At 56.2% G+C, this 23,567-nt stretch carries 19 protein-coding genes; 10 read left to right on the top strand and 9 right to left on the bottom strand.

Annotation, left to right across the window (positions count from 1 at the left end; all coding sequences use genetic code 11):
* Window positions 1–51 precede the first annotated feature (51 nt).
* Window positions 52–1,602: an RNA polymerase sigma factor RpoD/SigA gene (locus SH421x_RS01595; RefSeq protein WP_488853557.1), complete on the top strand. Its 1,551-nt coding sequence runs from the start codon at window positions 52–54 to the stop codon at window positions 1,600–1,602.
* Between the two features lie 87 nt (window positions 1,603–1,689).
* On the opposite strand, the gene miaB is transcribed toward SH421x_RS01595, so the two are convergent.
* Entirely contained in the window at window positions 1,690–3,117 is a 1,428-nt protein-coding gene (miaB, locus tag SH421x_RS01590; RefSeq protein WP_488853556.1) for a tRNA (N6-isopentenyl adenosine(37)-C2)-methylthiotransferase MiaB, read from the bottom strand.
* Between the two features lie 75 nt (window positions 3,118–3,192).
* Window positions 3,193–3,426 carry a hypothetical protein gene (locus SH421x_RS01585; protein ID WP_488853555.1) on the bottom strand — a complete coding sequence of 78 codons (234 nt, stop codon included), beginning with the start codon at window positions 3,424–3,426 and terminating at the stop codon, window positions 3,193–3,195.
* A 273-nt stretch (window positions 3,427–3,699) separates the two neighbouring features.
* Between SH421x_RS01585 and SH421x_RS01580 the strand changes: the two genes are divergently transcribed.
* On the top strand, window positions 3,700–4,533 hold the full coding sequence (locus SH421x_RS01580; RefSeq protein ID WP_488853554.1) for a hypothetical protein: 834 nt from the start codon (window positions 3,700–3,702) through the stop codon (window positions 4,531–4,533).
* Window positions 4,534–4,866: 333 nt separating this feature from the next.
* Here SH421x_RS01580 and SH421x_RS01575 read toward each other — a convergent pair whose 3' ends face one another.
* A complete protein-coding gene (locus tag SH421x_RS01575; RefSeq protein ID WP_488853553.1) occupies window positions 4,867–6,027 on the bottom strand; it encodes a HEAT repeat domain-containing protein in 1,161 nt (386 codons plus the stop codon).
* Between the two features lie 177 nt (window positions 6,028–6,204).
* On the opposite strand from SH421x_RS01575, the gene SH421x_RS01570 reads away from it, so the two are divergent.
* Complete coding sequence (locus SH421x_RS01570) at window positions 6,205–7,467, top strand: transporter (protein ID WP_488853552.1); 1,263 nt, start codon at window positions 6,205–6,207, stop codon at window positions 7,465–7,467.
* 48 nt (window positions 7,468–7,515) lie between these two features.
* Here the strand turns inward: SH421x_RS01570 and SH421x_RS01565 are convergent, their stop codons facing one another.
* The gene (locus tag SH421x_RS01565; RefSeq protein ID WP_488853551.1) at window positions 7,516–8,499 is read right to left on the bottom strand and encodes a DUF368 domain-containing protein; all 984 of its coding nucleotides are present in this window, start codon (window positions 8,497–8,499) and stop codon (window positions 7,516–7,518) included.
* 281 nt (window positions 8,500–8,780) lie between these two features.
* On the opposite strand from SH421x_RS01565, the gene ispE reads away from it, so the two are divergent.
* Window positions 8,781–9,731 carry a 4-(cytidine 5'-diphospho)-2-C-methyl-D-erythritol kinase gene (ispE, locus tag SH421x_RS01560; protein ID WP_488853550.1) on the top strand — a complete coding sequence of 317 codons (951 nt, stop codon included), beginning with the start codon at window positions 8,781–8,783 and terminating at the stop codon, window positions 9,729–9,731.
* A 173-nt stretch (window positions 9,732–9,904) separates the two neighbouring features.
* Window positions 9,905–10,510: a septation protein SpoVG family protein gene (locus SH421x_RS01555; protein ID WP_488853549.1), complete on the top strand. Its 606-nt coding sequence runs from the start codon at window positions 9,905–9,907 to the stop codon at window positions 10,508–10,510.
* An 18-nt stretch (window positions 10,511–10,528) separates the two neighbouring features.
* On the opposite strand, the gene SH421x_RS01550 is transcribed toward SH421x_RS01555, so the two are convergent.
* On the bottom strand, window positions 10,529–11,587 hold the full coding sequence (locus SH421x_RS01550; protein ID WP_488853548.1) for an HD domain-containing protein: 1,059 nt from the start codon (window positions 11,585–11,587) through the stop codon (window positions 10,529–10,531).
* A gap of 657 nt (window positions 11,588–12,244) precedes the next feature.
* Here SH421x_RS01550 and SH421x_RS01545 point away from each other — a divergent pair.
* The gene (locus SH421x_RS01545) at window positions 12,245–13,099 is read left to right on the top strand and encodes a fumarylacetoacetate hydrolase family protein (RefSeq protein WP_488853547.1); all 855 of its coding nucleotides are present in this window, start codon (window positions 12,245–12,247) and stop codon (window positions 13,097–13,099) included.
* A gap of 205 nt (window positions 13,100–13,304) precedes the next feature.
* Entirely contained in the window at window positions 13,305–14,891 is a 1,587-nt protein-coding gene (locus tag SH421x_RS01540) for an aldehyde dehydrogenase (NADP(+)) (RefSeq protein WP_488853545.1), read from the top strand.
* Between the two features lie 99 nt (window positions 14,892–14,990).
* Here SH421x_RS01540 and SH421x_RS01535 read toward each other — a convergent pair whose 3' ends face one another.
* Complete coding sequence (locus tag SH421x_RS01535; protein WP_488853544.1) at window positions 14,991–15,410, bottom strand: hypothetical protein; 420 nt, start codon at window positions 15,408–15,410, stop codon at window positions 14,991–14,993.
* Window positions 15,411–15,455: 45 nt separating this feature from the next.
* Window positions 15,456–16,361 (bottom strand): DUF1559 family PulG-like putative transporter, encoded by a 906-nt coding sequence (locus tag SH421x_RS01530; protein WP_488853543.1) that lies wholly within the window; start codon window positions 16,359–16,361, stop codon window positions 15,456–15,458.
* A 371-nt stretch (window positions 16,362–16,732) separates the two neighbouring features.
* On the opposite strand from SH421x_RS01530, the gene SH421x_RS01525 reads away from it, so the two are divergent.
* From SH421x_RS01525 to SH421x_RS01515, 3 genes are all read left to right on the top strand, one after another.
* Window positions 16,733–17,167, top strand: coding sequence for a secondary thiamine-phosphate synthase enzyme YjbQ (locus tag SH421x_RS01525; protein ID WP_488853542.1), 435 nt, complete (start codon window positions 16,733–16,735; stop codon window positions 17,165–17,167).
* Window positions 17,168–17,450: 283 nt separating this feature from the next.
* Complete coding sequence (locus tag SH421x_RS01520; protein WP_488853541.1) at window positions 17,451–17,906, top strand: hypothetical protein; 456 nt, start codon at window positions 17,451–17,453, stop codon at window positions 17,904–17,906.
* Between the two features lie 237 nt (window positions 17,907–18,143).
* Window positions 18,144–21,446, top strand: a complete 3,303-nt coding sequence (locus SH421x_RS01515) for an aminotransferase class I/II-fold pyridoxal phosphate-dependent enzyme (RefSeq protein ID WP_488853540.1) — start codon at window positions 18,144–18,146, stop codon at window positions 21,444–21,446.
* Window positions 21,447–21,506: 60 nt separating this feature from the next.
* On the opposite strand, the gene SH421x_RS01510 is transcribed toward SH421x_RS01515, so the two are convergent.
* Window positions 21,507–21,818, bottom strand: coding sequence for a hypothetical protein (locus SH421x_RS01510; RefSeq protein ID WP_488853539.1), 312 nt, complete (start codon window positions 21,816–21,818; stop codon window positions 21,507–21,509).
* Window positions 21,819–21,948: 130 nt separating this feature from the next.
* The gene (locus tag SH421x_RS01505) at window positions 21,949–23,400 is read right to left on the bottom strand and encodes a sulfatase family protein (RefSeq protein ID WP_488853538.1); all 1,452 of its coding nucleotides are present in this window, start codon (window positions 23,398–23,400) and stop codon (window positions 21,949–21,951) included.
* Window positions 23,401–23,567 lie beyond the last annotated feature (167 nt).

The following is a 23,567-nucleotide window of genomic DNA, read 5'->3' as shown; positions in this document are numbered from 1 at the left end:
TCCGCCAGCCAGTTCGGACGGCGCTGCGACGCATGAAGGAGCGAACGCGAAATGTTGCAGGCAGCCAAAGACGTTGTAACGCATGATTCGAGCGACCTGGGATGGCTTGCTGGTCACGCAATGGATAGCTCGACAGAAACCGCAGCACGTCCCGCGACCGCTTGGACGGAAGAACCCGAGCAGGAAGAGTCTGAATCTGCTCCTCGCGTTTCGACCAACAATGATACGTGGGACGAAGACGCACTGCGCCGCTATCTCAACGAGATGTCACGTTCGCCGCTGCTTTCGGCCGAAGCAGAGCGCCTGATCGCCGATCGCGTCGTCGCTTCGCGCAAGCGATTCCAACGTCGCTTGTTTGGCTGCGGGGTCGCCGTCAAGCAAGTCGAAAAACTGCTGGTTGAAACGCTCGACGGGTCGCGCCGCTTGGACCGCACGTTTGAGATCACCGTCACCTCCGCTGCTCGCAAACAAGCAGAGCTGATGAAGCTAGAGCAGGCCCTCGCGAATCTCCGCGACGCCAATCAGCGGAATGCGCAAGACTTAAAAATCCTACTATCAACCGCAACAATCGTGCGCCGCAAGCAAGCGGTTGAGCGACTGCTTCGCCGACGTTACCAGACCGCCATTTTGATCGAAGGACTCAACCTGCGAATCAAGTTCATTCCTGAAATCTTGTCGCGTCTCGGCAAGTTGGTGAATGAGTTATGTAACCAGCGCAGCGAACTCCGGGATCTAACCAACTTTCAACTCCCCCGCCGCGGTGCAGGCGCCGAAGTCTGGGTCGAAAAATACCAAGAGTTTCCTGAAACCCTCGTCTGGCAATATCCGCGAATCATGCAAGCGCATGCAGGACTTTGCCGCGTCCAGCGCGAGATCACCTCCGCCAATTTGCGTCTGGTCGTTTCGATCGCCAAGTCGTTTCGCGGTCGTGGGCTCAGCTACCTGGACCTGATCCAGGAAGGCAATCTAGGACTGATGCGAGCGGTCGAGAAGTTTGATCCTTCGCTTGGATTTAAGTTTGCGACCTATGCGACCTGGTGGATTCGCCAAGCCGTTATGAAAGGAATTGCCGATCAGGGAAGAACTATTCGTCTGCCGGCTCGGATGCAAGATCGCATTCAAAAAATCAACGTCGCCAAAGCAAGCTTATCGCAAGAACAGCGGAGCGAACCGCCGGTTGAAATGACCGCCCAGCGTGCGAAGTTGACCGAACGAGAAGTGATCGCCGCTGATCGCTTGGGCCGCACGATCATGTCACTGGACGTATCCAACGGCGATGATGATTCGTTTGGAGAAATTCTCGCCTCAAATGACGCTGAACAATCAGCCGCCGACGAACAACTTTTGCCGCAAGCGATTCGTCTACTGCTGGAACAATTGACCGAGCGCGAACAAGATATCGTCCGCCGCCGCTTTGGCATGTACGACGGACGCGTCCAAACGCTCGAAGAGGTCAGCCAGGCATTTTCGGTTACGCGAGAACGGATTCGCCAGATCGAAGCCGCCGCTCTCCGCAAACTGCGGCAACCACACATGATCTGCATGCTGGATGATTTTTTAGAAACTTGCGTTCAACGCCCTCAGACGACAAAGCCGCGTTAACACTTTTTGGGCGGCGCGCTTCAGAGCGTACCACCCAAACGAGAGCGTTTGGCGTTTCCAATGGCCCTCACCGCGGCCACGACGGCTTTAACCCAGCATGAAGATTTCTGATCCGCACTCTTCGGTGATCACTTCGCCGAAGAGCGTGTGGGCCGCAGAATCATAGATCGCGACCGGCAGGATCTGGCCGATTTGTCGTCGATTGCCGTCAAACACGACGATCCGATCGCATGGCGTCCGTCCGGTCAATTGCACCACCGGCGAATCGTCTGCGTCCTCTTGCTTGGCGGCCGTTTTGCTGATCCCTTCGACCAGTACTTTGAGCGTATTACCAATCTGCTGCTGGTTATCTTCGAGACTGATTCGATTTTGGATTTCTAGCAGCGTATTGTTTCGCTCTTGCTTGACCGTGAACGGCACGTCGTCCAGAAACAGCTCGGCGCCGCGCGTCCCTTCTCGCTCGCTGTACTTGAAGATAAAGCTATTCTTGAAACGGAACTCTTCGACCATGTCGACTGTCAATTGAAATTCGGCTTCGGTCTCACCGCAGAACCCTACGATAAAGTCGCTGCTGACCGCAGAACCGGGGACCCCTGCGCGAATGCGGTGCATCATGTCGCGATACTGCTCGACGGTGTAACCCCGTTTCATCCGCTTCAACACGTCGTTCGAACCGCTTTGCGCCGGCACATGCAAGTAAGGCGAGACCTTGTCCAATTCACGCACTGCGGTCAACAATTCGTCAGTCATATCCTTGGGATAGTTGGTGACAAACTTGATGCGGCGTATGCCGTCGATCTCATGAATCGCAGCCAACAAATCGGCCAGGTTCCAAGTCTTGCCAGCGGCGTCAACTCCGCGATAGCTGTTGACCGTTTGACCGACCAATGTGATTTCGACGGTACCTTGATCGGCCAGATGGCGCGTCTCGGCCAAGATCGCCTCAGGCGGACGTCCTTGCTCGGGACCGCGGACGCTAGGGACGATGCAATAGGTGCAAAATTTGTCGCAACCAATCTGAATCCGGACGTAAGCCTGAAACGGCGTCGGCCTCATCTCGGGATCTCGCAACGGATCAAAGCTCTCGTGACTACGCGCGATCTCTACCCTTGAACCATCTTTACGACCAAGACTGACTTCGATTTGACGCCCCTCACCGGCGGCGATCTTTTCGATCAGCGCGGGGATTTGATGCAACTGTCCGGGACCAACCACCAGATCGACGTACGGAGCTCGCTGAAAGATCTTCTTTTGATGGTTTTGCGCCATGCAGCCCATCACGCCGATGATCTTCTCAGGATGGTTCGCTTTTAAGTCGCGTAAGACGCCCAAATGGCTATAGGTTTTGTTTTCAGCCTGTTCGCGCACGCTGCAGGTATTAAACAACAGCGTGTCGGCTTCTTCCGGCTTGGTTGTCAGCTCATAACCTTGCTGACGCAAGCTGGCGACCACCAACTCACTGTCGAGCATGTTCATTTGACAGCCGACGGTATCGATATAAAGACGTTTGGGCATGGATCAAGTCGTAAGGAGGCGGATCGCACGTCCGTTGGAAGCGGCGACCCCGGCGAAATTTGGATCGGTAAATCGTTAAGCGGCGTCGCGCGATTTTTCGAGCATCTGCTCAAATACCGTCTGACGCTTCTCTTCTTCATCGCGGCGTTTCTGCTTTTTCATCGCTTCCATCGCGCGCTCATGTTCTTCGTCAAAGGCTTTACGCAACTGGGTGGTCAATACATTGCGACGCTGCCGCATAAAACGGACAAGCGTCATCACGGCCAAGTAGGCCGCTACCGCGTACAAAATCCAATCCAACTTTGACATACCGGGCTCCCATCCTTGGTCCCAAACCTAACTATAGTAACGGAAAACGGGGGGGCTTAGCGAGAGGGAAACCCGTTTCTAGCCACGGGAAGCCGACGCTATCACCCGGCTCTAGCTGCTGGCGACGCTAGCCAGACATTCAACAAAGTGCCCCTGTTGCTTAAAAACCGCACAATCATTCAACTCACCCCATCCCCTGCCCCGATCAAGAAGTAGAGTCTGATTCGCTGCGCGGCTCAGTAAAGCCGCACATCTGTTAGGGGGGTATCTGCCATGATAAAGACGCAAGCGAGCCACCAATCGCGGCGATATATTGCTTCGGTTTGCGCCTACGGATTTTCGCTCATCCTACCGTTGGCTCTGCCGCTTAACTGCGCCAATGCTTCGCGCTGGTCCGATGCAGCTTCGCAAGAGACTGCCGCCGCGGCGACTACCGCTGAGCCTGCGATGACTACTCCGGCGGTCACTGCGACCATCACCGATACTGCGAGCGACTTGCCGCCCACGCCTGGGCTGCGCCGACTTCCCCCGGTGACCGCTGAAGCTGCACCGCGAAGCGTCGCTCAAGCGAACATGCCGGTTCGCACACCGCCTGCCGCACCGATCGATTGGCGTCGTCCGTCAATGGTGATGGGCCCGCTTCCAGAAGAACCAGCCCCGCATCACTCACAAGTTCGACTCATCAGCGATATTACTGCGACCACACCGGCTCCTGCTGCGCAACCCACCAGAACTCCGCCGCTGACATCGTCCAGCGAACTTGCCGCCGAAATCATGCCGGCGCACACGACCCCCGAAAATGGCGCAATGACGTCTGATCCGAGCTCAGAAGATTCCAGCGTTCCCGAGCCATCCACGACTGTCCCCCAGTCGCGTTACGCCCAGGCGACAAAGCCGATCGTAGAAACAACGCCGACGACGATAACTCCGCGTTACGCTGCCACCACCGCGTTGGCGAATCCCGCCGAAACAACGTTGGATTCACCGATCGAGAAACCCCACTTTGCCCGCGTGACGGACGAATCGATGTCATCACCGGCACCCAAAGACGGACTCTCACCGATCTACGTCTGCCGTTTACTAGGCTTACGAGCCGCCCCAAAATAGGTCAGGAATTGGCCCAATGATCTGCGGCCGATCTCTGGCATCCGTGAACGAAGAAGTGAGTTCGTAGGTTGGGCGAAGCGAAACCTAACACTGCGCTCGCAAGTCCTATGCTGGTGTGCGTAGCGAATGACGCCTAAACAACTGAGCGCCATCGCTAGGCCTTCGGAGTAATCGAGGTGTGAGGATTCACGGCATCTAACAAGAATCTCGCACATCCGCCGCAAGCGGCGAACAAGCCCACGATATCTTTCTCTGTACTGCCTCCGAGTCCGATGCTTGGCTGCTACGAAACTCGAAGGTCGTCAGGCTGAAGCCTGATCTACCGTTGTTGACTTAACGTTGCAGGACAGATTGTCCCGGTGGGGCGTAGCGGACCGGATTGGCAGTGGCCGGTTCGAGCAGCCATTCATTCGACGCCGGCTCCATTTGCGGTGGCTGGAACTGCGGAGCTTGCATTTGCGGCGGCTGCTCGGCAACGTAGGTCGGTGGGTCGAACGGCGGCGCAGTCACCATCGCATCGGCTGGGGTCGGGACAGGCGGTTGACCAGCCGCAATCGGTTCGACAGCCGATTGTTTCCAGAGATCAAAGATCGTGCGCGGCTTACTTTCGGCCAAGGTCGGAGTCGGCTGCTGAGCCACCGCTCGGAACGAAGCTACTGTTCTGCGAGCCGCTGCCAGTAGTTCGTCCGACGAACGTTGAGTCGCTTGCTGATAGTAGGCAGTCAGGGCCACTTTGTTGACCGGCAATGTGCCCTCAGGAAATTCTGGGCGATCGTAGTTTTGCTCAGGACGTTCAAACAGCTGGCCACAGTCAATACAGTGGGTCAGCGCTTCGATCGCCATGATGCGAACGCGGGGGGAATTTTCAGAAGGGTTTCCATCTTTATTGCTTCCTTCGGCGCAGATCCGCAGCGCTTCACAGGCAGCCTTCGTCATGGTTCGCGCATCGGCGAATGCGATCGCCGCTTGAAAGCGGACGCATTCGCTGCGATCCGAGCGAAGGCTTGAGATCAGCGCTGCTTCCGCTTCGGGATACCAATGCCAGTCGACGCACGCCAAAGCTTTGACCGCTGCGACGCGGGCCGGCACTTGCGCCTGATCGGCGGCGATTTTGGCGGCAGCGGCTTGCGCGGGAGAGACCGGCTGACCATTGGGGCCGACCCCATTGGCGATTGCATTTTGCACCTGGTTGTAGACGCTGTTGCACGGCGGAGAGATAATTCCGCCGGTCATCATACTGACCGGAGCGAAAGAGTCATGCAGGAAGTGTCCAAAGGTCGAGTTACAACAATTGGCATGCGTTGCGTGTAAGCAGCTGCAGACCTCGCTAAAGAATCCACCGGATGCAGCCGAGGGAATCGGCGCGAGCGGCGCGGCAGGGTATGCGGCAGCTGCGCTAGCAGCGGAGGTTCCTATTCCAGGAATGTCTTGTGCATAACAAACGCTGGCCGCAAGCAATGCAGCCGGCGATACGGCAGCTAGCAACAATCGCATAATTTCCTACCTTCAAACGAGCCATAATGCGATACAGCATGTACTCGCCGCCGCGCGTGCAAGTCAAGATCAAGTCACGGTAAGAGTTTTGAGATCTGCCTTGTCGCTGCTCTCATAATTCCCTACAAACCCCACCGCGGCATCACCCGATTCACTTCAAACAAAAATTCGCAACGCGTGGGCAAGCCTTCTCGCAATTCGATTTTGACCAGTGCTGCGATCCTCATCTGGATCGCGGTCGTTGCTTGCGCAGAACTTCAAGCCCAAGATCTCCGTCGCTTACCGCCGGTTGATTCGAAAACACCTGACCAGCAGGCGATCTACAACTCACCCGATGATGGCGCGTTTCATTTCAATACGGCGCCGATCAGTTTCAACGACCAACCGACGCTCCCAGCTCCAACCCCGCCCGAATCTCCCGAAGTTGTTCCGCTTGGTCCTCAGGTTGAGGTCGCTCCGCTGCAAGCTCAACAGCAATGGGAGGATTGGGGCGAATATCAAATACCCTTAAATGGATGTAGCACTTGCGGCGAATGTCGCTGCGAACCTTGCACGGCGACGACACGCACCGGACGCTTTCTATGGCTGATCCAAAACGCCGTCTGTTGCACCGATCCCTGCTACGAACCAAGTTGGAAGCCGCTAGAAGATTCTGCGTTCTTCGTCTCTTCGGCTCGCCCGCAAGGAACCATGCGTTTTCGCTGGGACGCCGGCTGGGGAGTCTCGACGCCGGATCGCGCCGCATACTTTTGGGCCCAACCCGGCACAGGGCCCACTCCGACCGGGACTTACGTTCCCGATGTGGACTACATGACTCTTTATCAATACACCGAGACCGGCGGCAAAAAATTTGCCGCGACTTTTGAGTATCGATATATGGAAATGGATCCGGAGGGAGCGCCGCATGGCGCCGGCTTCGGCGACCTCACCATCGGAACCAAGACTTTGCTGTTTGATAACGGACTCTTCCAAGTCTCGTTTCTCATGAAAACGCACACTCCAACGGGTAGAGCCAGTCGCGGTTTAGGCACGGGGCACCTTTCTCTAGAACCGTCCGTGGTTGTCGGCGTCCACTTGGCGCCAGAGACCTACCTGCAAATGGAAGTCGGCGAGTGGATCCCAATTGCGGCGAACTCAACCTACGGCGGCTCGCTGCTGCACATGGCGAGCAGCATCAATCACACGCTCGCCTATCCGGCGCCCAGTTCACCACTAATCGGTACGCTTGAGATGGAAGCTTGGGCATTTCAAGCCGGCGCCTATACCAACTCGTTAGGAGTCGCCACCAGCGCAAGCGGTGCGATCTACGTCCAAAGCGCAGTCGGCGTGCGGTGGTTCATCTGCAAGGACTACGATATTGGCGCTTCGTGTGCGACCGGCATCACCGAACAACATTGGGCCGACTATCTCTTCCGCACCGACTTTCGCCTGCGGTTCTAAAATACGCAGAAGCGCTGCTCAACGCAGCACTGGTCCGCTTGTCTGCGACTACTCTACCGGCTCATGCACGACTTTGTCGATCTTGCGATTCGCGCCGGTGAAATAATCGGCGCCGCAGACAACCAAAGCGGCGCTGATCGACAGCACCACGCAGCCAAGCAACTGGCCCGTTGACGAAGGTCCAATGAACGCGTCTCCATCGCGCCAAGGCCACAAAGCGCGGATCGCGCCGATCATAAAGCCGCACATCAGCGCCATCGTCTGGGGTTCGTAGCGGTGCAGCAGCCAACGCAAGAACTTGCTAAACGCGATGAGCCCGACGGCGCAACCGATCGCAAACACCACAAACTGCAGCAGATCGCTACCGACCGCGGTGCCTTTGAGCAGCGATTTGGGAATTCCACTCAGATAGTGATACATCCCGAAAATCAACAGCAAGTACGAGCCGCTAATCCCCGGCAAGATCATGGCGCTAATCGCCACCATGCCGCAGCAAAAGGTGAATAACAGGTTGGGAGCCTGCTCGACATCCGGAAAGACCTGCGGCCCGGTTAATAAAAATGCGATTACCGCGCCGCTGATTCCTAATACCCAGCAGATCGCTAGCTTGGACTTGGATGGCTGGATCAATTTCAGCACCAACCAGCTGGACGCCACGATAGCGCCCAAGAAGACGGCGTAAGTGTAAGGTCGCGCCAGGCTATCAGGATCAATCAACTCGTGAATCAGCAGGATAAACGTCCCCAATCCCAGCGCAATGCCGCCACCAAGCGCAACCAGAAAGAACAGATCAATCCGCTGCGCCAACGCGCGCCACTCACGTTTCAACAACAGATTGATCGAAACCACGTCAAAATGACTGATCGCGGCGACCAACCGACGATAGATGCCCAGCACCAGCGCGACTGTTCCGCCGGAGACGCCGGGGATCGCATCGGCGGCGCCCATCAGCAGTCCGCAGCCAACATGTCGAGCCGCCGCGCGCAGCGATCCAGGGGAAGTCTTCGTCGAATCGGGCGCCTGGTCGTTCATGTCCGAACTTATGATCGCTAGAAAGTGCGTGCTTCGCAGAAACAAGGTAAGTAAGCGAGGATTGTAGAAAACAAACCGAATCCCCCATAGGCGACTCCGTGTCACAACCCAGCGAATTCGCTTGACCGGCGCATTTTAGAGCCTTACATTGCTGGAGTCTGATCCCAAGCCAACGGCTTACGGCTGAAAATATAGCTTCGATTTATTTCTCTTGTCTTCAACCCAAGATCTATTCACCAGATAAAGGCCTTGCCGGTGATTCGCTGGCAAGAACAACAGGGATGTTTCTCGAGCGAACAGCAGACTCGGTTACCGTCCACGCGCCAGCCAAATTGAACTTGTTTCTCGAATTGCTGGCCAAACGAAGCGATGGTTTTCATGAATTGGAAACTGTCATGACTGCGATCAACGTCTTTGATACGCTTCGCTTTACGGCAACTGAGGATGCACAACTGACGCTGCGCTGTCGATTCGCCGACGGAACCGTCGCCGCGACCGCCCCGCAAGACGCCGACGCGCTCTTGGGAGATTTGCCCTCTGGTCCTAGCAATTTGGTCTATCGCGCGGTAGATCTGGTGCGTCAAACCGCCGGAATCGAGCGGGGCGCCAAGATCGAACTGGTAAAACGGATTCCCGCCGCGTCGGGTCTAGGAGGCGCATCGAGCGACGCCGCGGCGGCGCTGATTGCGGCCGATATAGTCTGGAAACTCGGTTGGTCACGCGACAAGCTTTCTGCTTTGGCTGCTCAACTCGGAAGCGATATTCCCTTCTTTTTGCACACCGGACTATTTGGCAGCGGGCTGGCCGTTTGCCGCGGTCGAGGAGAAATCATCACTCCGCTGGCCATTGCGCGGCGGATGCACTTTGTCGTCGTGCGCCCCCCTGGCGGGTTATCGACGGCCGCGGTGTTTCGTCACTGCACCATTCCGGATCAGCCGCACTTGGCCGGTGAGTTATGCGATTCGTTGCAATCCCGGTCGACCAGCGAAATTGGTCGCCGTATGCACAACCGGCTCACCGAACCTTCGCGCCAACTATCAACCGAGATTGATCGGTTGACCCGGTGCATGATCCGTGCTGGAGCGATTTCTAGCCAAATGTCGGGAAGCGGCAGCGCTTGTTTCGCCCTCTGCAAAGATGCGCGACATGCCCGGACTCTGGCGGCAAAACTGAAGAACCAGCGGCTTGGCGTTGTATTTACCGCCAGCAACTGCGGCGTACATTGGAACTAGACGTACAACTTGAAAAATACAGACAACCCCCATCACGCAAGGCAGCATTACGAAGAGACACAACCGGAACTAACGGCATTTAGAGGCAACGCGACTTTCGTATCGAAGAATCCGTAATCTCCTTCGGGTGCGAATCAGCGACCAGCGAAACTGCCAACAGGGAGAGATACGCTGTGAACATCACCGAAGTTCGTATCAAACTCATGGAAGACGCCAGCGACCGTCTACGTGGATTTTGTTCGATTACGTTTGACGACGCGTTTGTGGTTCGCGATCTGAAGATCATCGAAGGCGCCAGTGGTCCGTTTGTCGCCATGCCTAGCCGCAAGTTGACCGGCCATTGTCCGCAATGCGGCGGCAAAAACCATCTCCGCGCCGGCTATTGCAATAACTGCGGCTTTCGCCTGCGCATGCCCCCGACCGAGCGAACGCCGGATGGTCGAGCCAAACTGTATGCCGACATCGCTCATCCGATCAACTCGGAATGTCGCGAGATGATTCAGACCCGCGTGATTGAAGAGTACGAAAAAGAAGTCGAACACGCTAAGCAGCCCGACTATCGCTCGCGTTATGATGACTTCTACGGTGACGCCGGCGAAGAGTTCTTTGAAGAAGATTCGTTCGACGACGACAAGCGTTCGCAGGCCAAACCGGCCGACGAACCGTCAGGCCAAACGCATCCCGCGCAGCCCAATCCCGCCGGTCCGCATCAATCTCACACCTCGGCATCGCAGCCGCAGCGTAAACGCAAGTTTGGCCAAGGGGTCTTCGAAGATTAACCGAGCACGCTGGTCGGCTCACCAGTCGCCGCATTCGCGGTCGAGTGCACGCAAGTAGTCGATCGCCTCGTTTACTTCGGCGACCTGCATGCCGATCTGCCGACCACCCTGGTCGCATTGGCCCAGCAGCAGCAAGTCTTCAAAGTTCTCGGACTGCTGCAATCGCCGCTTGGCGCGAGCGCCTATCGATCCATCCAGCAGCGCATGCGCTTCCATGTGATGCTCGATCAACCATTGCGTTCGCTCGGTGATTGTTTCGCCCAGCGATTCAAGACCTGCCGCCACATGATCCCGCGGGTCGATCCCCTTCCCCACGTCGTGCAGCAGCGCCGCCAACAACAACTCTTCGTCATAGGGAGACGCGCGGCGCGCTAGTTCAAACACCTGCAAGCTGTGATACAGCACGTCCCCTTCGGGATGGTAGTACGGATTTTGCTTCACATATTCCAGTGGCAACAACAGCATTTCGTAGTGCAAAAATCGATCGACGCGATTCTCGGCGGCGGCTAACTCCTCATCCAGGTCGCTGTCTGGATACTCCGCTTCCAAGTATTGCTCCAACTCGCGGATGCTCATCCGCTCGATCGCTTTGCCGGTGATCGAACTTTTGAAAACGTAATGCGCCTTATCACTTGGATAGACAGTTAGCTCAATCGGATAGACGTCCTGAATATGGACGTGAATGTAGACCTGGTTCTCACCCTGTTTGCGCACCTCTTTACGCTCAATGTCAAAGAACATTCCTTCTCTCTCCAACGTCGCCGCGATCGGCTCGACGCTGTCAGAAAAGAGGTGAATATCAATATCCGAGCCATGCCGGACGTGACCAGTCAGGACGCTGCCGATCAAGCGAGGGCGAAAGTTAGCCAACAGCTGCATCGCGTGAAGTGCGGCGAAACGCATCTCGCGCAGATTGTCGAGGCGAGCCTCTCCTTCAAACATCCGTGCGAGCGATTGGACTTCGTCCCGGATCTCGGCATTACTAGGCAGATCGGCCGGTTTGACCCAGCCTCGGCAAAGACGTCGAGCCGCTTTCATCTTGGCTCGGTAGTATTCCGATTCTTGACGTTCATACATCAACCGCGCAGCTTGACTCGCGATCTGACGCCGCAGCTTCGAAGCATCCGTCACAGCAGGGCCGACGAATTTTTAGCCTAAGCGTCGGCAGCGAGGCATTCGTAGAAAACAACCAGGAAGCGACGGTTTGAAAACCGCACTTACTCTCTATCTAAATCGTAGGCAGTCGGATCACTCCCGAAAAGCCCTGGCCTTAATTCGGGATCGATCCTATCGAACGTTCCACTGTTTAAAAAACGGGCGGCGGCGCACCGCGCCGTACCGGCAATCCAGCGCCCTCTCCCGACAACCGAACTACCGGACGGCAACGGTGCGCACGTCAGCCACGATTGGTTGCCACACCTTTGAATTTGTCATTAAGAGACCATAAGCGGTCCAAAACCTAATAGCAGCAAAACTTATGCCTAGACCCCGGCGCAAAGGTGGTCATTTTATGACCGCTCGCCTAACCTGCGCAACAGGCGGGGGTTACCGCCGATTCGTTTGAGTAAGGTTGGACGTTACGCGATTGTCGATGGTCGCCTATGCCTGCAATGCGACACGGTTTGCACAAATCGCTCGCAAAGCGCTGTAGAAGGTTTTTGCAAGCATCGCGGTACGTTAAGATGTGGATTCCCCCTCATCAACACACTCCCCTTAGCGTGATCTCATTCTTTTATGAAAATCGTCAAATATCTCGACGCCGGACAATCGCCCCGAACCGGCTGGTGGGATGGAGAACTGATCCGTCCCCTCACGATCTCCTTATTTCCCTTGCTGGAAATGATGGACCCCGCCGAAGTCGCCAGGTCCCATGTCTCACCCCACTGTGAGCCAATCCCCTTCGAGACGGCCTCGCTTCTGCCCCCCATCGAGCACCACGAAGTCTGGGCCGCAGGCGTGACTTATACCCGCAGCAAAGCGGCCCGCATGGAAGAGTCCGAAGCTGCCGCCGACTGCTACGATCGGGTTTATGCGTCTCCCCGGCCCGAACTATTTATGAAAGCGACCCCACATCGCGTCAGCGGCCCCGGTCAACCGCTGCGGATCCGTCACGATTCTAAGTGGAACGTCCCCGAACCAGAGCTCGGTCTGGTGCTGAACTCACGGATGCAGTTGGTCGGCTATGTTATCGGTAACGACATGAGCAGTCGCGACATCGAAGGAGAGAACCCGCTCTACTTACCGCAAGCCAAGGTCTACGATCAATGCTGCGGGCTCGGCCCCTGCATCGCATTGCGTGAAGATTTTGACGCCGAACTGCCGCAGCGGACCGACATCAAGATTGATCTTACCGTTCATCGCGGCGGTCAGGCGGCGTTCAGCGGATCGACCGACATCGGCGAGATGGCCCGTTCGTTTGATGACCTGATTGGGTACCTGCGTCGCGACAATAGCTTTCCGGCGGGAGCCATCCTGCTGACTGGTACCGGCGTGATACCAGACAATGATTTTACGTTACTTCCCGGTGACGTCGTCGAAATCAGCATTGCCGGCATCGGTACGCTCCGCAATCCGATCGTGCAGAGGTGATCCTCGGAAGTCAACTGTTCAGCGATAAAGCAGCGACCTATTCATAGAACGTCGATTTTTCGTCGGTTTATACTTTCGCCGAAATCAATGCCGTTTTCCCCAAGCGCCGCAGTCGTGTTGGCTTCAAAGGATTAAGCTGAAAGCTTTCGCCTGCACGCGTTCTCCCTTTTGCTTACGTTCCGTCCAACCTGTCGAGCTTCTATTTATGTCTGATACCCAGCCTGTTTTGATCGCCGGCCAATGGCGAGCCGCCGATGCTTCTGGCACGTTCCAAGCGGATAATCCTGCGACCAAACAACCGCTCCCGGCGCAATACCCCATTAGCACCTGGCAAGATTGCGAAGCCGCGCTGGGCGCTGCCGACGACGCGTTTCGTACACTTTCAAAATTGCCGCCAGAACGAATCGCTGCGTTTCTGACCCGCTTCGCCGAATTGATTGAAGCAAGCGCCGATGAGCTGTGCACCATCGCCAACGCCGAAAGCGGGCTCCCCGTTTCGCCCCGGCTGAAAGATGTCGAGCTGCCGCGCACTTCCAACCAATTGCGTACCGCTGCCGCCGCGGCCATCGAGCGCAGTTGGAAGCAAGCGACCATCGACACCAAGGCCAACATCCGCGCCTATCTGGCGCCGCTTGGACCGGTCTGCGTATTTGGCCCCAACAACTTTCCGTTTGCGTTTGGCGGCGCCTCAGGCGGTGACTTTGCCGCTGCGATCGCGGCCGGCAATCCGGTAATCGCCAAAGCTAATCCTTCTTGCCCTGGCACAACCTTGGCGCTGGCCAAGCTCGCGTTCCAAGCGGTGCAAGATACCGACCTGCCGCCGGCAACGCTGCAACTCTTTTATCACTGCAACTACGACGATGGAGCGAAGTTGGTATCGGACCCTCGCATCGGAGCCACCGCCTACACCGGCAGCCGCCGCGCCGGCTTGGTGCTAAAGGAAGCTGCCGACAAGCATGGCAAGCCGATCTATCTCGAACTGTCGAGCGTTAATCCCGTCGTTATCCTGCCGGGCGCACTGCAAGAACGCGGCGACAAACTGGTCGACGAGTTCACCGGCAGTTGCCTGATGGGCGCCGGCCAGTTCTGCACCAATCCCGGCCTGGTGCTGTTGATCGACAGTGCTGAAACTCAGCAGTTCGTCTCTGGCGCCGCCGCCAAGTTTGCCGCAGCACCCGTCGGAACACTGCTGACCAAGAATGTCGAAACCGGCCTGACCGTCGCGCTTCAAACTTTGATAGAAGCTGGAGCCGAAGAACTCGCAGGCGGCGCAGCCGGCGCAGGGACCGGTTATAGCCACGCGAATACTCTGTTAAAGGTTGACGCGGCGAAGTTTTTGACCGATCCCGAAGTCTTCCAAACCGAAGCTTTCGGCAACGGCTCGCTGCTGGTTGTCGCTAAAGATTTGACCGAAGCAATCGCCGTCATCGATACGCTAGAAGGGAATCTGACAGGCTGCGTTTACAGTGACACGCAAGGTTCCGACGACGACGCCTATACTCAGCTCGAACCCCATCTCCGTGTTAAGGTGGGTCGACTACTGAACGACAAAATGCCAACCGGCGTTGCGGTCAGCCCGGCGATGAACCACGGCGGCCCCTTCCCAGCGACAGGGCATCCGCTCTTCACCGCAGTCGGAATCCCGGCGTCGCTAATTCGGTTTGGCACGCTGCAATGTTATGACAATGTTCGCCCTGCACGATTGCCAGTCGAGTTGCAAGACAAGAACCCGACCGGGAAGACATGGCGATTGATCGATGGGACCTGGACAACTGGGGATGTCACGGCGTAAGCCTTGACTAGCTGCATCAAGAAACTAAGGAAGGGACCACAATCGCTGCGGTCCCTTTTTTTTGCGTACTGCGTTTTTTGTCTTCTGCTGGTTACGGGGCTATTTCTTTTCCAACTGCACCACAATCTCATTGGGTCCCGGCTGAACGGTAAACTTCAGTTCGGAGGATCCGTAATCACGATAGCGATCAGGGTACTCGGCCCGCATTATCGGACCGCCGTCGGTGGTGGCCGGGTTGAGGACGATCGCCTGATGTTCGCCTGGTACGGCTCCGTCATGTTCTTCAAAGGTGGTTAGGCGAAACGACCCGTCTGGTTCGATCTTGCCGTGCGCGTTCACCACGGCGCCCTCTGCGGTCGTTGTGCGAAACTCGATTAGCCCCCGCTTGGCAGGCGAACCGTCAGGCAAGATCACCTTGCCAAGCACTGGATGCGTTTTCGCCTCGGGAGCACAGCCGACCGCAATTACGCTTGCCGACAGCAAACAGAGGCAACCACTGAACTTCGAAATCCATTGCATGATCGACGTTTCACTCCTCAGTTAAACGCAGTCGAAAACGATCCCTTAGAAGTCGACGCTGATAACCTGACTATCTTTGCGGTTGGCAAGGTAACCCAGATTGGTCGTGTCGATCGTAACGGCAATTGAACGCACGCTGGCGTCACCCAGCACAAAATTTACGACGCCTGGGTGATAACTGCCGAAGACCAGTTTTTCGACTCCGGAGACCGTATCGTTCGGACCTTTGGCCAATGGATAGCCTGGGCCCGCGGCCCGCATCGTGGTGTAAGCCCAACCGCTGAGGACTGGTCCATCGCTGCCGGCCGTTTCACTCAACAGATTAGGCAAACGAATATGCTTCTCTCCAATTGCGATCGTATTGGTCAAGCCGTCGGTGACTGACGCCATGCGGGTTATCGTCTTGTATGCGTTGTGATTTCCGTCGGCGATGATCAACATCCCCGTCGAATTCTTATTCCGCAGTTTCGAGTCATCCCCCGAATCGCCGTCGCACGATGCATAGTCCCAAACAGGACCTTTGTCGTTGGCGATCGTTCCGTTGATCGCTTCTAGCGTCGTCGCAAAATCTCCCACGCCGTGTCGGCTGGGACAGACATACCCCGAGATCGGCGCCTGCTGCGCGGCGGCCGTTTGATCGGCGTATTTCGCTTTCATATCCAGCGAATCGTACAACGCGTTCTGCTCCATGAACGGCAGCAAGAATGCCGCCCAGCCCATGTACCCATACTCAATCCGGCTCGGCGGGAACTCGTTGTAGGTGTCATGAAAGTTGTGTAGCGACAAGCCGACTTGCTTCAAATTGTTCAAGCATTGCGTCCGCCGCGCCGCTTCGCGGGCCTGTTGCACCGCCGGCAACAACAACGCGATCAATACGCCGATGATTGCAATCACTACCAATAATTCGACCAGCGTGAACCCAACCGGTGCACGACGAGAGATTTTGGACATGGTCGTTTACCAAAAAATGGAATAGATGAGGAAACCTTCTAACCCCTGAAGATGACGGGGCGGAATCTCTAATTTATCGACCCATTGTCAGATCGCAAGAGAATTTAGTTTTTTTGCACTACTTTTCACTCACCATTTACCCCTAAAGAACCGGCCGATATCCCATTCAAGGCGAAAGTATCCTCTCCAATTATCAATTTAGTGGTCATCAAGATCAAAAAGACAACCGCTACCAATGCGCATTTAGCGCAAACCCTGACCCGTCCCGCAAAACTGGCCACAAACTGCACCTCTGTAACGAATGACCAACCTCAGCAGGTCGTTTAAACTGGCGTCTCCTGCGAACCCCATAACTCCAGGACGAACCACCCATGAAATCACTGACCAAAGAACTGTGGGTCGACGTGCCGCAGCGGCGCAAGATAGTCTCGATCCACCGTGACGTCGAACAGACTGTCAGCGACAGCGGTGTGCAAGAAGGCTTGGTCCTGGTGAACGCGATGCACATCACCGCGTCGGTCTTTATCAACGACGACGAGTCAGGCCTCCACGCTGACTACGATCGCTGGTTGGAAGAACTAGTTCCGTTCAATCCAGGCAGCGATCCAAGCAAGGGTGGATACCTGCACAATCGCACCGGCGAAGATAACGCGGATGCTCACCACAAACGGCAGATCATGGGACGGGAAGTAGTGGTCGCGATCACCCAAGGAAAATTGCACCTGGGGCCGTGGGAACATATTTTTTATTACGAGTTTGATGGGAAGCGACGGAAGCGGATTTTGATCAAGGTGATTGGGGAGTAAGCAAGCATAGAACTTCACGAGCTGCTTAAAAAAGTCGATATCACAGAGTCGTTCCTTGAGTTCGTTTGAAAGCTGTACTATGGCAGGCTCGGGCGGAGTCGGCAAGCGAACGGACGCTTGCGGGCGCGGAGTAAACGGCTGGGAGAATCGCATGATTGAAGACTTCTTGGAAGCAGGCATCGCGTGGGGTGAAGCCAGCGACATGAGGGCAAAATATTGCGAGTGCGTTGGCCGATAAATCGGAATTTGTTTTTGAGTAAGTTGCGGGAAAAGAAAAGATTCGATGGGCGTTTCATACCTTGTATTCACGTTGAACGACGACTCCGCAGCTTGGATACAAGAGACCGGTTCGGGAGTGAAAAACTTGCAAACTTCGAGTCGTTCTCCACGACTAAAGGATTTAAGGGACGAACTGAGTCGACTGGATGGCTATGCCGTCGATGAACACATCGGCGGCTACTCTGTCGACTTTGAAGTGGTTGACGTACGTGGATACGCCGCAGGTTGGTCAACATCGATTTGGACAAGGCGTGAAGACCTTGATGATATCGTCCCTACCGATGAAGACGTCGTGCGGATCACTTTTCATAAAGGGACGCCGGAACTTGCCGTCTTGATTTGCCAAAAGCTAACGCACTACTGTGGACCGCTTGTTCTGATTCGCGGAGATGATGCACTTCCCCTATTAATTCAGGAGGAGATTGACGCTGCGATTGTCCAAAAATGGCTCTGTGGCTAGTCCTCGTCCTCTCGGACTATATAGCTCGTCACTGGAACCTTGCTTCGCGAACCGCAACATTCGCCCACCACTCAACTCAACACCTGATTCAGACCAAGCTCAACGTCCGCAAGGATTGCATTTACAATTACATTGGGTATTGTGGACACATTAGGAAATTTGGTCCGCTTTTTGCTCGGCCGAAGTCCCATGAACGTACTAGTAATGTTCAAGCGTTGATACCAGTGAGGGTAAGCGATGACAGCAGACGAGACCCTCCTAGATACATTGCGCCGCCATCGGGAAACGCTCGGCGACAAAACCGCGTTTACCTTTCTTAAATCCGCGAACGAGCGGCTCTCGATCAGCTACCGGGATCTCGACGCTCGCGCGCAGGAAATCGCCCACGGCTTGCTGCAGGTCGCCGAGCCTGGCGATCGGGCGTTGATGATGTATCCCGCCGGTCTTGATTTTATTGAAGCATTTCTCGGTTGTTTGTACGCCGGGATAGTAGCTGTTCCTGCTTATGCGCCCAAAAAGAACCGCAACGCCGAGCGGATCTTGATGATCGCCGAGGACTGCCATCCGCGACTGCTGATGTGCACCTCCGAGACGCAATCGACCGTCGAAGCTGCTATCGCCCGCGCTGTACCAGGATCGTCGGTCGTGGGCACTGATCGGTTGAGCGCTGCTTGCGGCGGATCGCTGCCGACCGTGCGTGCTGATGAGCTGGCGTTTTTGCAATATACCTCTGGTTCGACGGCGGTCCCCAAAGGCGTCATGGTCTCGCATGGCAACATCATCGCGAACGAGCAGTTGATCCAAAAGAACTTTCAGTTCACCCAACAAATGGTCGGCGTCTCGTGGTTGCCGATGTTTCATGACATGGGCCTGATCGGCGGTATCTTGGCGCCGCTGTTTGTAGGAGCTCCCTCGGTCTTGATGGCGCCCAGCATGTTCCTGCGCGATCCGATCCAGTGGCTCAAGACCATGATGGCGTACCAAGGCGCCGTTTCTGGCGCTCCGAATTTCGCCTACGACCTGTGTGCGAAAAAGATCACCGCCGAGCAAATTAAGCAACTCGATCTCTCGCATTGGAAGGTCGCATTTAACGGTTCCGAGCCGGTGCGTGCCGAGACGCTGGAGCGGTTCAGCCACGCTTTCGCTGCTTGTGGATTTCGCCCTGAAGCCTGCTTCCCGTGCTACGGCATGGCCGAAACAACGCTGCTTGTCTCGGGCGGACCGCCGCTGCTGCCAACCAATGTTGTCACGGTCGATGCTGCTCAACTCGAACAGCATCAAGTCATCGAAACCCCCACAGGCCGCTCGCTGGTCAGCTGCGGTCAGATTGGCCCCGATCTGGAAGTTCGCATTGTCGATCCCGAGACGTTCGTCGAAAGTGCAGCCGGCTCCGTCGGCGAAATCTGGTTGTACGGGGCCAGCGTCACGCAAGGTTATTGGCAGCGCGAAGCGGCGACCGCTGAAGCGTTTCATGCCAAGCTGCCCGGCGACGATCGCAACTGGCTTCGCACCGGCGACTTTGGGTTTCTCCGCGACGGCGAACTTTTCGTGACAGGCAGGCTGAAAGACCTGATCATCATCCGTGGACGAAACATCTATCCGCAAGACATCGAAGAGCTGGTCGAGCAACACTTTGACGTGATCGAACCGAACTGCTGCGCCGCTTTCTCGGTCGAGTATCGGGGCGAAGAGAAACTGCTGGTGATCGCCGCCGGTAGCCGCGAGATGGTTCGCTGGTCGCAAAGCGGCGATGACAACGGCGAACTGGTCGAGCTGCATGACAAGATCGACGCGCTCCGCTCTGACATTTTGAATCGATTTGAAGTCGCGCTGACCGATCTGATCTTCGTTCGCCCGACCGCCTTTCCGACCACTTCTAGCGGCAAAGTGCAGCGGCAACTTGCGAAACAGCGGTTTGAAAACGGCGATCTGGAGATCCTTTTTGAATCGGCAGTCCGTACGCCGGAAACGGTCGACACATCTCTCTCTGGGTCCGAGGAACTGACCGCGTTGATTTGCGACATCTTGCAGCAATGGGCGCACGACGAAGAGCAACAACTACCGCCGCTGGATGGGCACACCACTTTTACTTCACTCGGCGTCGATTCGCTGGCCGCTGCCGACATTGGCGCTCGCCTGGAGAAAGAGCTGGGAGTCAGCGTCGAAGCCGACACGCTCTACCAACAGCATACCATCGATGAGTTGAGCCAATACCTTCGTCGTAGAGCACCGAACCAGTCGCTGGCAAACGGCCGCGCACCGCTCACGCAAGACGACTACCTGGGCTTCTACAAAGAAGGGCTGCAGCGCTTTCATCAATTTCGAGCCGCCGGTCACGACTATTTCGGCACCGAGATCCAGCGTCAACACGGCAGCTACGTCTGGGTGGGCGATCGCAAAATGCTGATGCTGTCCTCTTATAGTTATTTGGGGCTGATCAATCGATCGGAGGTTAATGAGGCCGCTGCCGCTGCGATCGCCGACTACGGAACCGGCGCCCATGGCGTTCGCTTGCTGGCCGGCACCTTTGATGCGCATCGACAATTAGAACGCGAGATCGCCGAGTTCTTTCATGCGGAAGACGCGATCGTCTACAGCAGCGGCTTTATGACCAATCTGGCGACGGTCGCCGCTTTGGTCGGCAAAGGAGATGTCGTCATCGGCGACGAGCTCAACCATGCGAGCATCGTCGACGGCTGCCAATTTTCGGCGGCGACCTTTCTGATGTTCTCCCACAACAACCTGGAACAGCTAGAAACGCTGCTTCAAGAGCATACAGGTCGACGCATTCTAGTGATTGTTGACGCCGTCTATTCGATGGAAGGCGACATCGCTCCGCTCCCTGCGATCATCCAGCTTTGTCGCAAATACGGCGCGATGTTGATGGTCGACGAAGCGCACAGCTTGGGCGTGATCGGCAAAACGGGACGCGGGATTCAAGAGCATTTTGACCTTCCCAGTGACGCAATCGATATCAAGATGGGGACGCTCTCCAAATCCATCGCCAGTTGCGGCGGCTTCATCGCCGCTCGGCAAGAGATTGTTGACTATCTCAAATACAATGCTCGCGGGTTCATCTTCTCGGCTTCGCTGCCGGCAGCCCAAGTTGGCGCCGCGCGCAAATGCTTCGAGATCATCCGCCGCGAGCCGCACCTGGCCGACCATTTGCGCAAGCTGCGAGATCAATTTGTAACCGGGCTCCGTGAACTTGGTTTTGAAGTCCCGCCCACCGAATCAGCGGTCGTTCCCATCATCTTCTCGTCCGAGAAAGAAACGCTGGAAGCGGTCGGTTTCTGTCGCGATCACGGTCTGTTCGTCGTGCCGGTCTTCTACCCGGCCGTGCCGATGGACAAGCCTAGAATCCGCGCCACGGTGACCGCTTCGTTGACCACCGAAGAGATCGAAAGCGCCCTCAGCATCTTCCAAGCTCTCTCTCGCTGGCAAGCACAAAGTCCCTTGGAGCGTATCCTAGAGGCCAAAGGCGCTGAAAAACGTACGATCACCTTCGCACGCCCCGCATCCTCGATCTCTTCGCCGTGATTCCAACTTTTGGTGCTTGCCATCCAACGAATCGATCGACGAGAAATTTCAAGGGTTCTTCTAAATACTGGTCGGTGACCAATTGGGCGGATCGCTGGCCGGGAACGACTCGACGCCTGACTCTTCGACCCGATCCTTCGGCACATCGGCCGACTTTTCGTCTCGGACCCAGGAAGCGGTCAGATCATTCGCGGCCAAAATTCGGTCAAGCAATTCTTCGGTTTCGGCCGGCGCAGCTTGGCTGCAAAAGTGTGCTGTCTGCCGCCGAACTGCGTCTTCCATATCGGGATAAGAGGCGATGTGCCGATCAGCGGCTGCTTCAATCCGCTCACAAACATGGCGCCACTCTTGATTCATTTGCACGTCGCTCATCGAACTTCTCCTTGAATGGTGGCGACGCGGCTGGTCGCCGCGTCGCAATCAGTTCGCCCACTAAACCAATTGTAGGCGCATCAAGGATCACTTCGCCAAAAAGCAGCATCTGGCCGCAGTCTGGGCCAAATTACGGCTGGACAGTTGGCTCGATCGGTGATGAATAGTCAGCCCCGTTCAAGCTGTTAACCACTGATAGCTGCCAAGCTTGCTGCAAATCTTTCAGCTGCTTGACGACATCCGGGTGCTGCTTCAACACGTTCTCTTTTTCATAAGGATCGGCGGCCAGATCATACAACTCAAAGCGAACCGCTCCCTGTTTGTTCTCGATACGATGCAGTTTCCAATCGCCATTGGTCAGCGACGCATGCCCGGCTAAGGATTCAATCGAAGCCGGCGGTTGCGGCAAGTCGGCCGCGTGCATACTCACTTTGTCTGCCGGCAAATCGCCGCCAGACTTTTGCTTGTTCAACAGGTCGGTCATCCAGGCATCCGATGGTGTCGAGACGCCGCCGTTGGTCGTCTGCCAAAACCCAATCGGTTGTGGGCGCAGCGGGGTCTTCTCTGTCAGCAGCGGCAACAGATTCATCCCATCCAGCGGACGTTTTTCATTCGGCGACAGGCCTGCTGCGGCCAGTACCGTCGGAAAGATATCACAGGTGGTTGCGCGTAACATCGTGGCCTGCGACGTCGGAAAACGTGTCGGCCAATTCAAAATGCCCGGCACCAGCAAACCCCCTTCGTAGATCGAACCTTTCTTCTCGCGGAACGGACCGGCCGAGCCTTTTGCTTTGTCGGCCCCGTTGTCGCTGCAATACCACAGGAGAGTATTGTCCGCGACGCCCAATTCATTCAGCGTGCTGCGAAGCTTACCGTAAGCACGATCGATTCCTGTCACTTCGCCATAGTAATCGCGAAACTTGGCTGGCTCATCTTTGTAAAGTTCGCGATCGGCGTCCGCCGCAACGTGCGGGACATGCGGCGAACCAAACCAGACCACGGCAAAAAACGGCTCTTTTGCTTTTGCTGTCCGCTTGATCCAATCAATCGCCAGGTCAGCGGTCACATCCGAGCTTTCACCGTGATACTGCACCGCACGCCCGTTGTCGCATAAGATCGGATCGTTATCGTAAAAGTTGGGCGCGCTGATCCAATGGTCGAACCCACACTTGCCAGGATTGACCGGACTATCATTGCGGACCGAACCCAGATGCCATTTGCCAAAGTGGGCCGTTGCATAACCGGCAGCTTGCAACTGCTCGGCCAAGGTGATCTCTTGCGGGCGAATCGGCCAGCCCCAAGCATACACGGCTGAACGATTCGGATTACGACCGGTTAACACACTACAACGCGTCGGCGAACAAACCGGCGCCGCGGCGTAAAACCGATCGAAGCGAATTCCTTCGGCGGCCGCTTTGTCCAGGTTTGGTGTTTGGATTGGCGCTGCGTGGTTATAGCCAACATCCCCCCAGCCTTGATCGTCGGCCATTACCAGCACCACATTCGGACGATCCGCCGCCATCAGAGAAGCGGCACAGCACGAAACAACGGCCAGACAGGCCAACAGCAGACGAGGCGGCATAACGGCAGGCTTTCGATCGGCGGAAAGAGAGGAAGGTTGCTCTATCCAGACTACACCAATCCAACGCGCCCTTCCACACTTCCTGGCCAAATGCTGAGTCCGCTATGTGGAACTAGAGAAGCAGGTTTTTCGTGTGCCGCTGTCTGGCTTGTCCAGCAATGGCACAC

The sequence above is a fragment of the Blastopirellula sp. SH421 genome, from assembly GCF_057808535.1.
This window is presented reverse-complemented; position numbering and strand designations above follow the sequence as displayed.

Bases quoted from the DNA above. Each gene is read 5' to 3' on its own strand.
- SH421x_RS01595 (WP_488853557.1), top strand. From the start codon at position 52: ATGTTGCAGGCAGCCAAAGACGTTGTAACGCATGATTCGAGCGACCTG.
- miaB (WP_488853556.1), bottom strand. From the start codon at position 3,117: ATGCCCAAACGTCTTTATATCGATACCGTCGGCTGTCAAATGAACATG.
- SH421x_RS01585 (WP_488853555.1), bottom strand. From the start codon at position 3,426: ATGTCAAAGTTGGATTGGATTTTGTACGCGGTAGCGGCCTACTTGGCC.
- SH421x_RS01580 (WP_488853554.1), top strand. From the start codon at position 3,700: ATGATAAAGACGCAAGCGAGCCACCAATCGCGGCGATATATTGCTTCG.
- SH421x_RS01575 (WP_488853553.1), bottom strand. From the start codon at position 6,027: ATGCGATTGTTGCTAGCTGCCGTATCGCCGGCTGCATTGCTTGCGGCC.
- SH421x_RS01565 (WP_488853551.1), bottom strand. From the start codon at position 8,499: ATGAACGACCAGGCGCCCGATTCGACGAAGACTTCCCCTGGATCGCTG.
- ispE (WP_488853550.1), top strand. From the start codon at position 8,781: ATGTTTCTCGAGCGAACAGCAGACTCGGTTACCGTCCACGCGCCAGCC.
- SH421x_RS01550 (WP_488853548.1), bottom strand. From the start codon at position 11,587: ATGTATGAACGTCAAGAATCGGAATACTACCGAGCCAAGATGAAAGCG.
- SH421x_RS01545 (WP_488853547.1), top strand. From the start codon at position 12,245: ATGAAAATCGTCAAATATCTCGACGCCGGACAATCGCCCCGAACCGGC.
- SH421x_RS01540 (WP_488853545.1), top strand. From the start codon at position 13,305: ATGTCTGATACCCAGCCTGTTTTGATCGCCGGCCAATGGCGAGCCGCC.
- SH421x_RS01535 (WP_488853544.1), bottom strand. From the start codon at position 15,410: ATGCAATGGATTTCGAAGTTCAGTGGTTGCCTCTGTTTGCTGTCGGCA.
- SH421x_RS01530 (WP_488853543.1), bottom strand. From the start codon at position 16,361: ATGTCCAAAATCTCTCGTCGTGCACCGGTTGGGTTCACGCTGGTCGAA.
- SH421x_RS01525 (WP_488853542.1), top strand. From the start codon at position 16,733: ATGAAATCACTGACCAAAGAACTGTGGGTCGACGTGCCGCAGCGGCGC.
- SH421x_RS01520 (WP_488853541.1), top strand. From the start codon at position 17,451: ATGGGCGTTTCATACCTTGTATTCACGTTGAACGACGACTCCGCAGCT.
- SH421x_RS01515 (WP_488853540.1), top strand. From the start codon at position 18,144: ATGACAGCAGACGAGACCCTCCTAGATACATTGCGCCGCCATCGGGAA.
- SH421x_RS01510 (WP_488853539.1), bottom strand. From the start codon at position 21,818: ATGAGCGACGTGCAAATGAATCAAGAGTGGCGCCATGTTTGTGAGCGG.
- SH421x_RS01505 (WP_488853538.1), bottom strand. From the start codon at position 23,400: ATGCCGCCTCGTCTGCTGTTGGCCTGTCTGGCCGTTGTTTCGTGCTGT.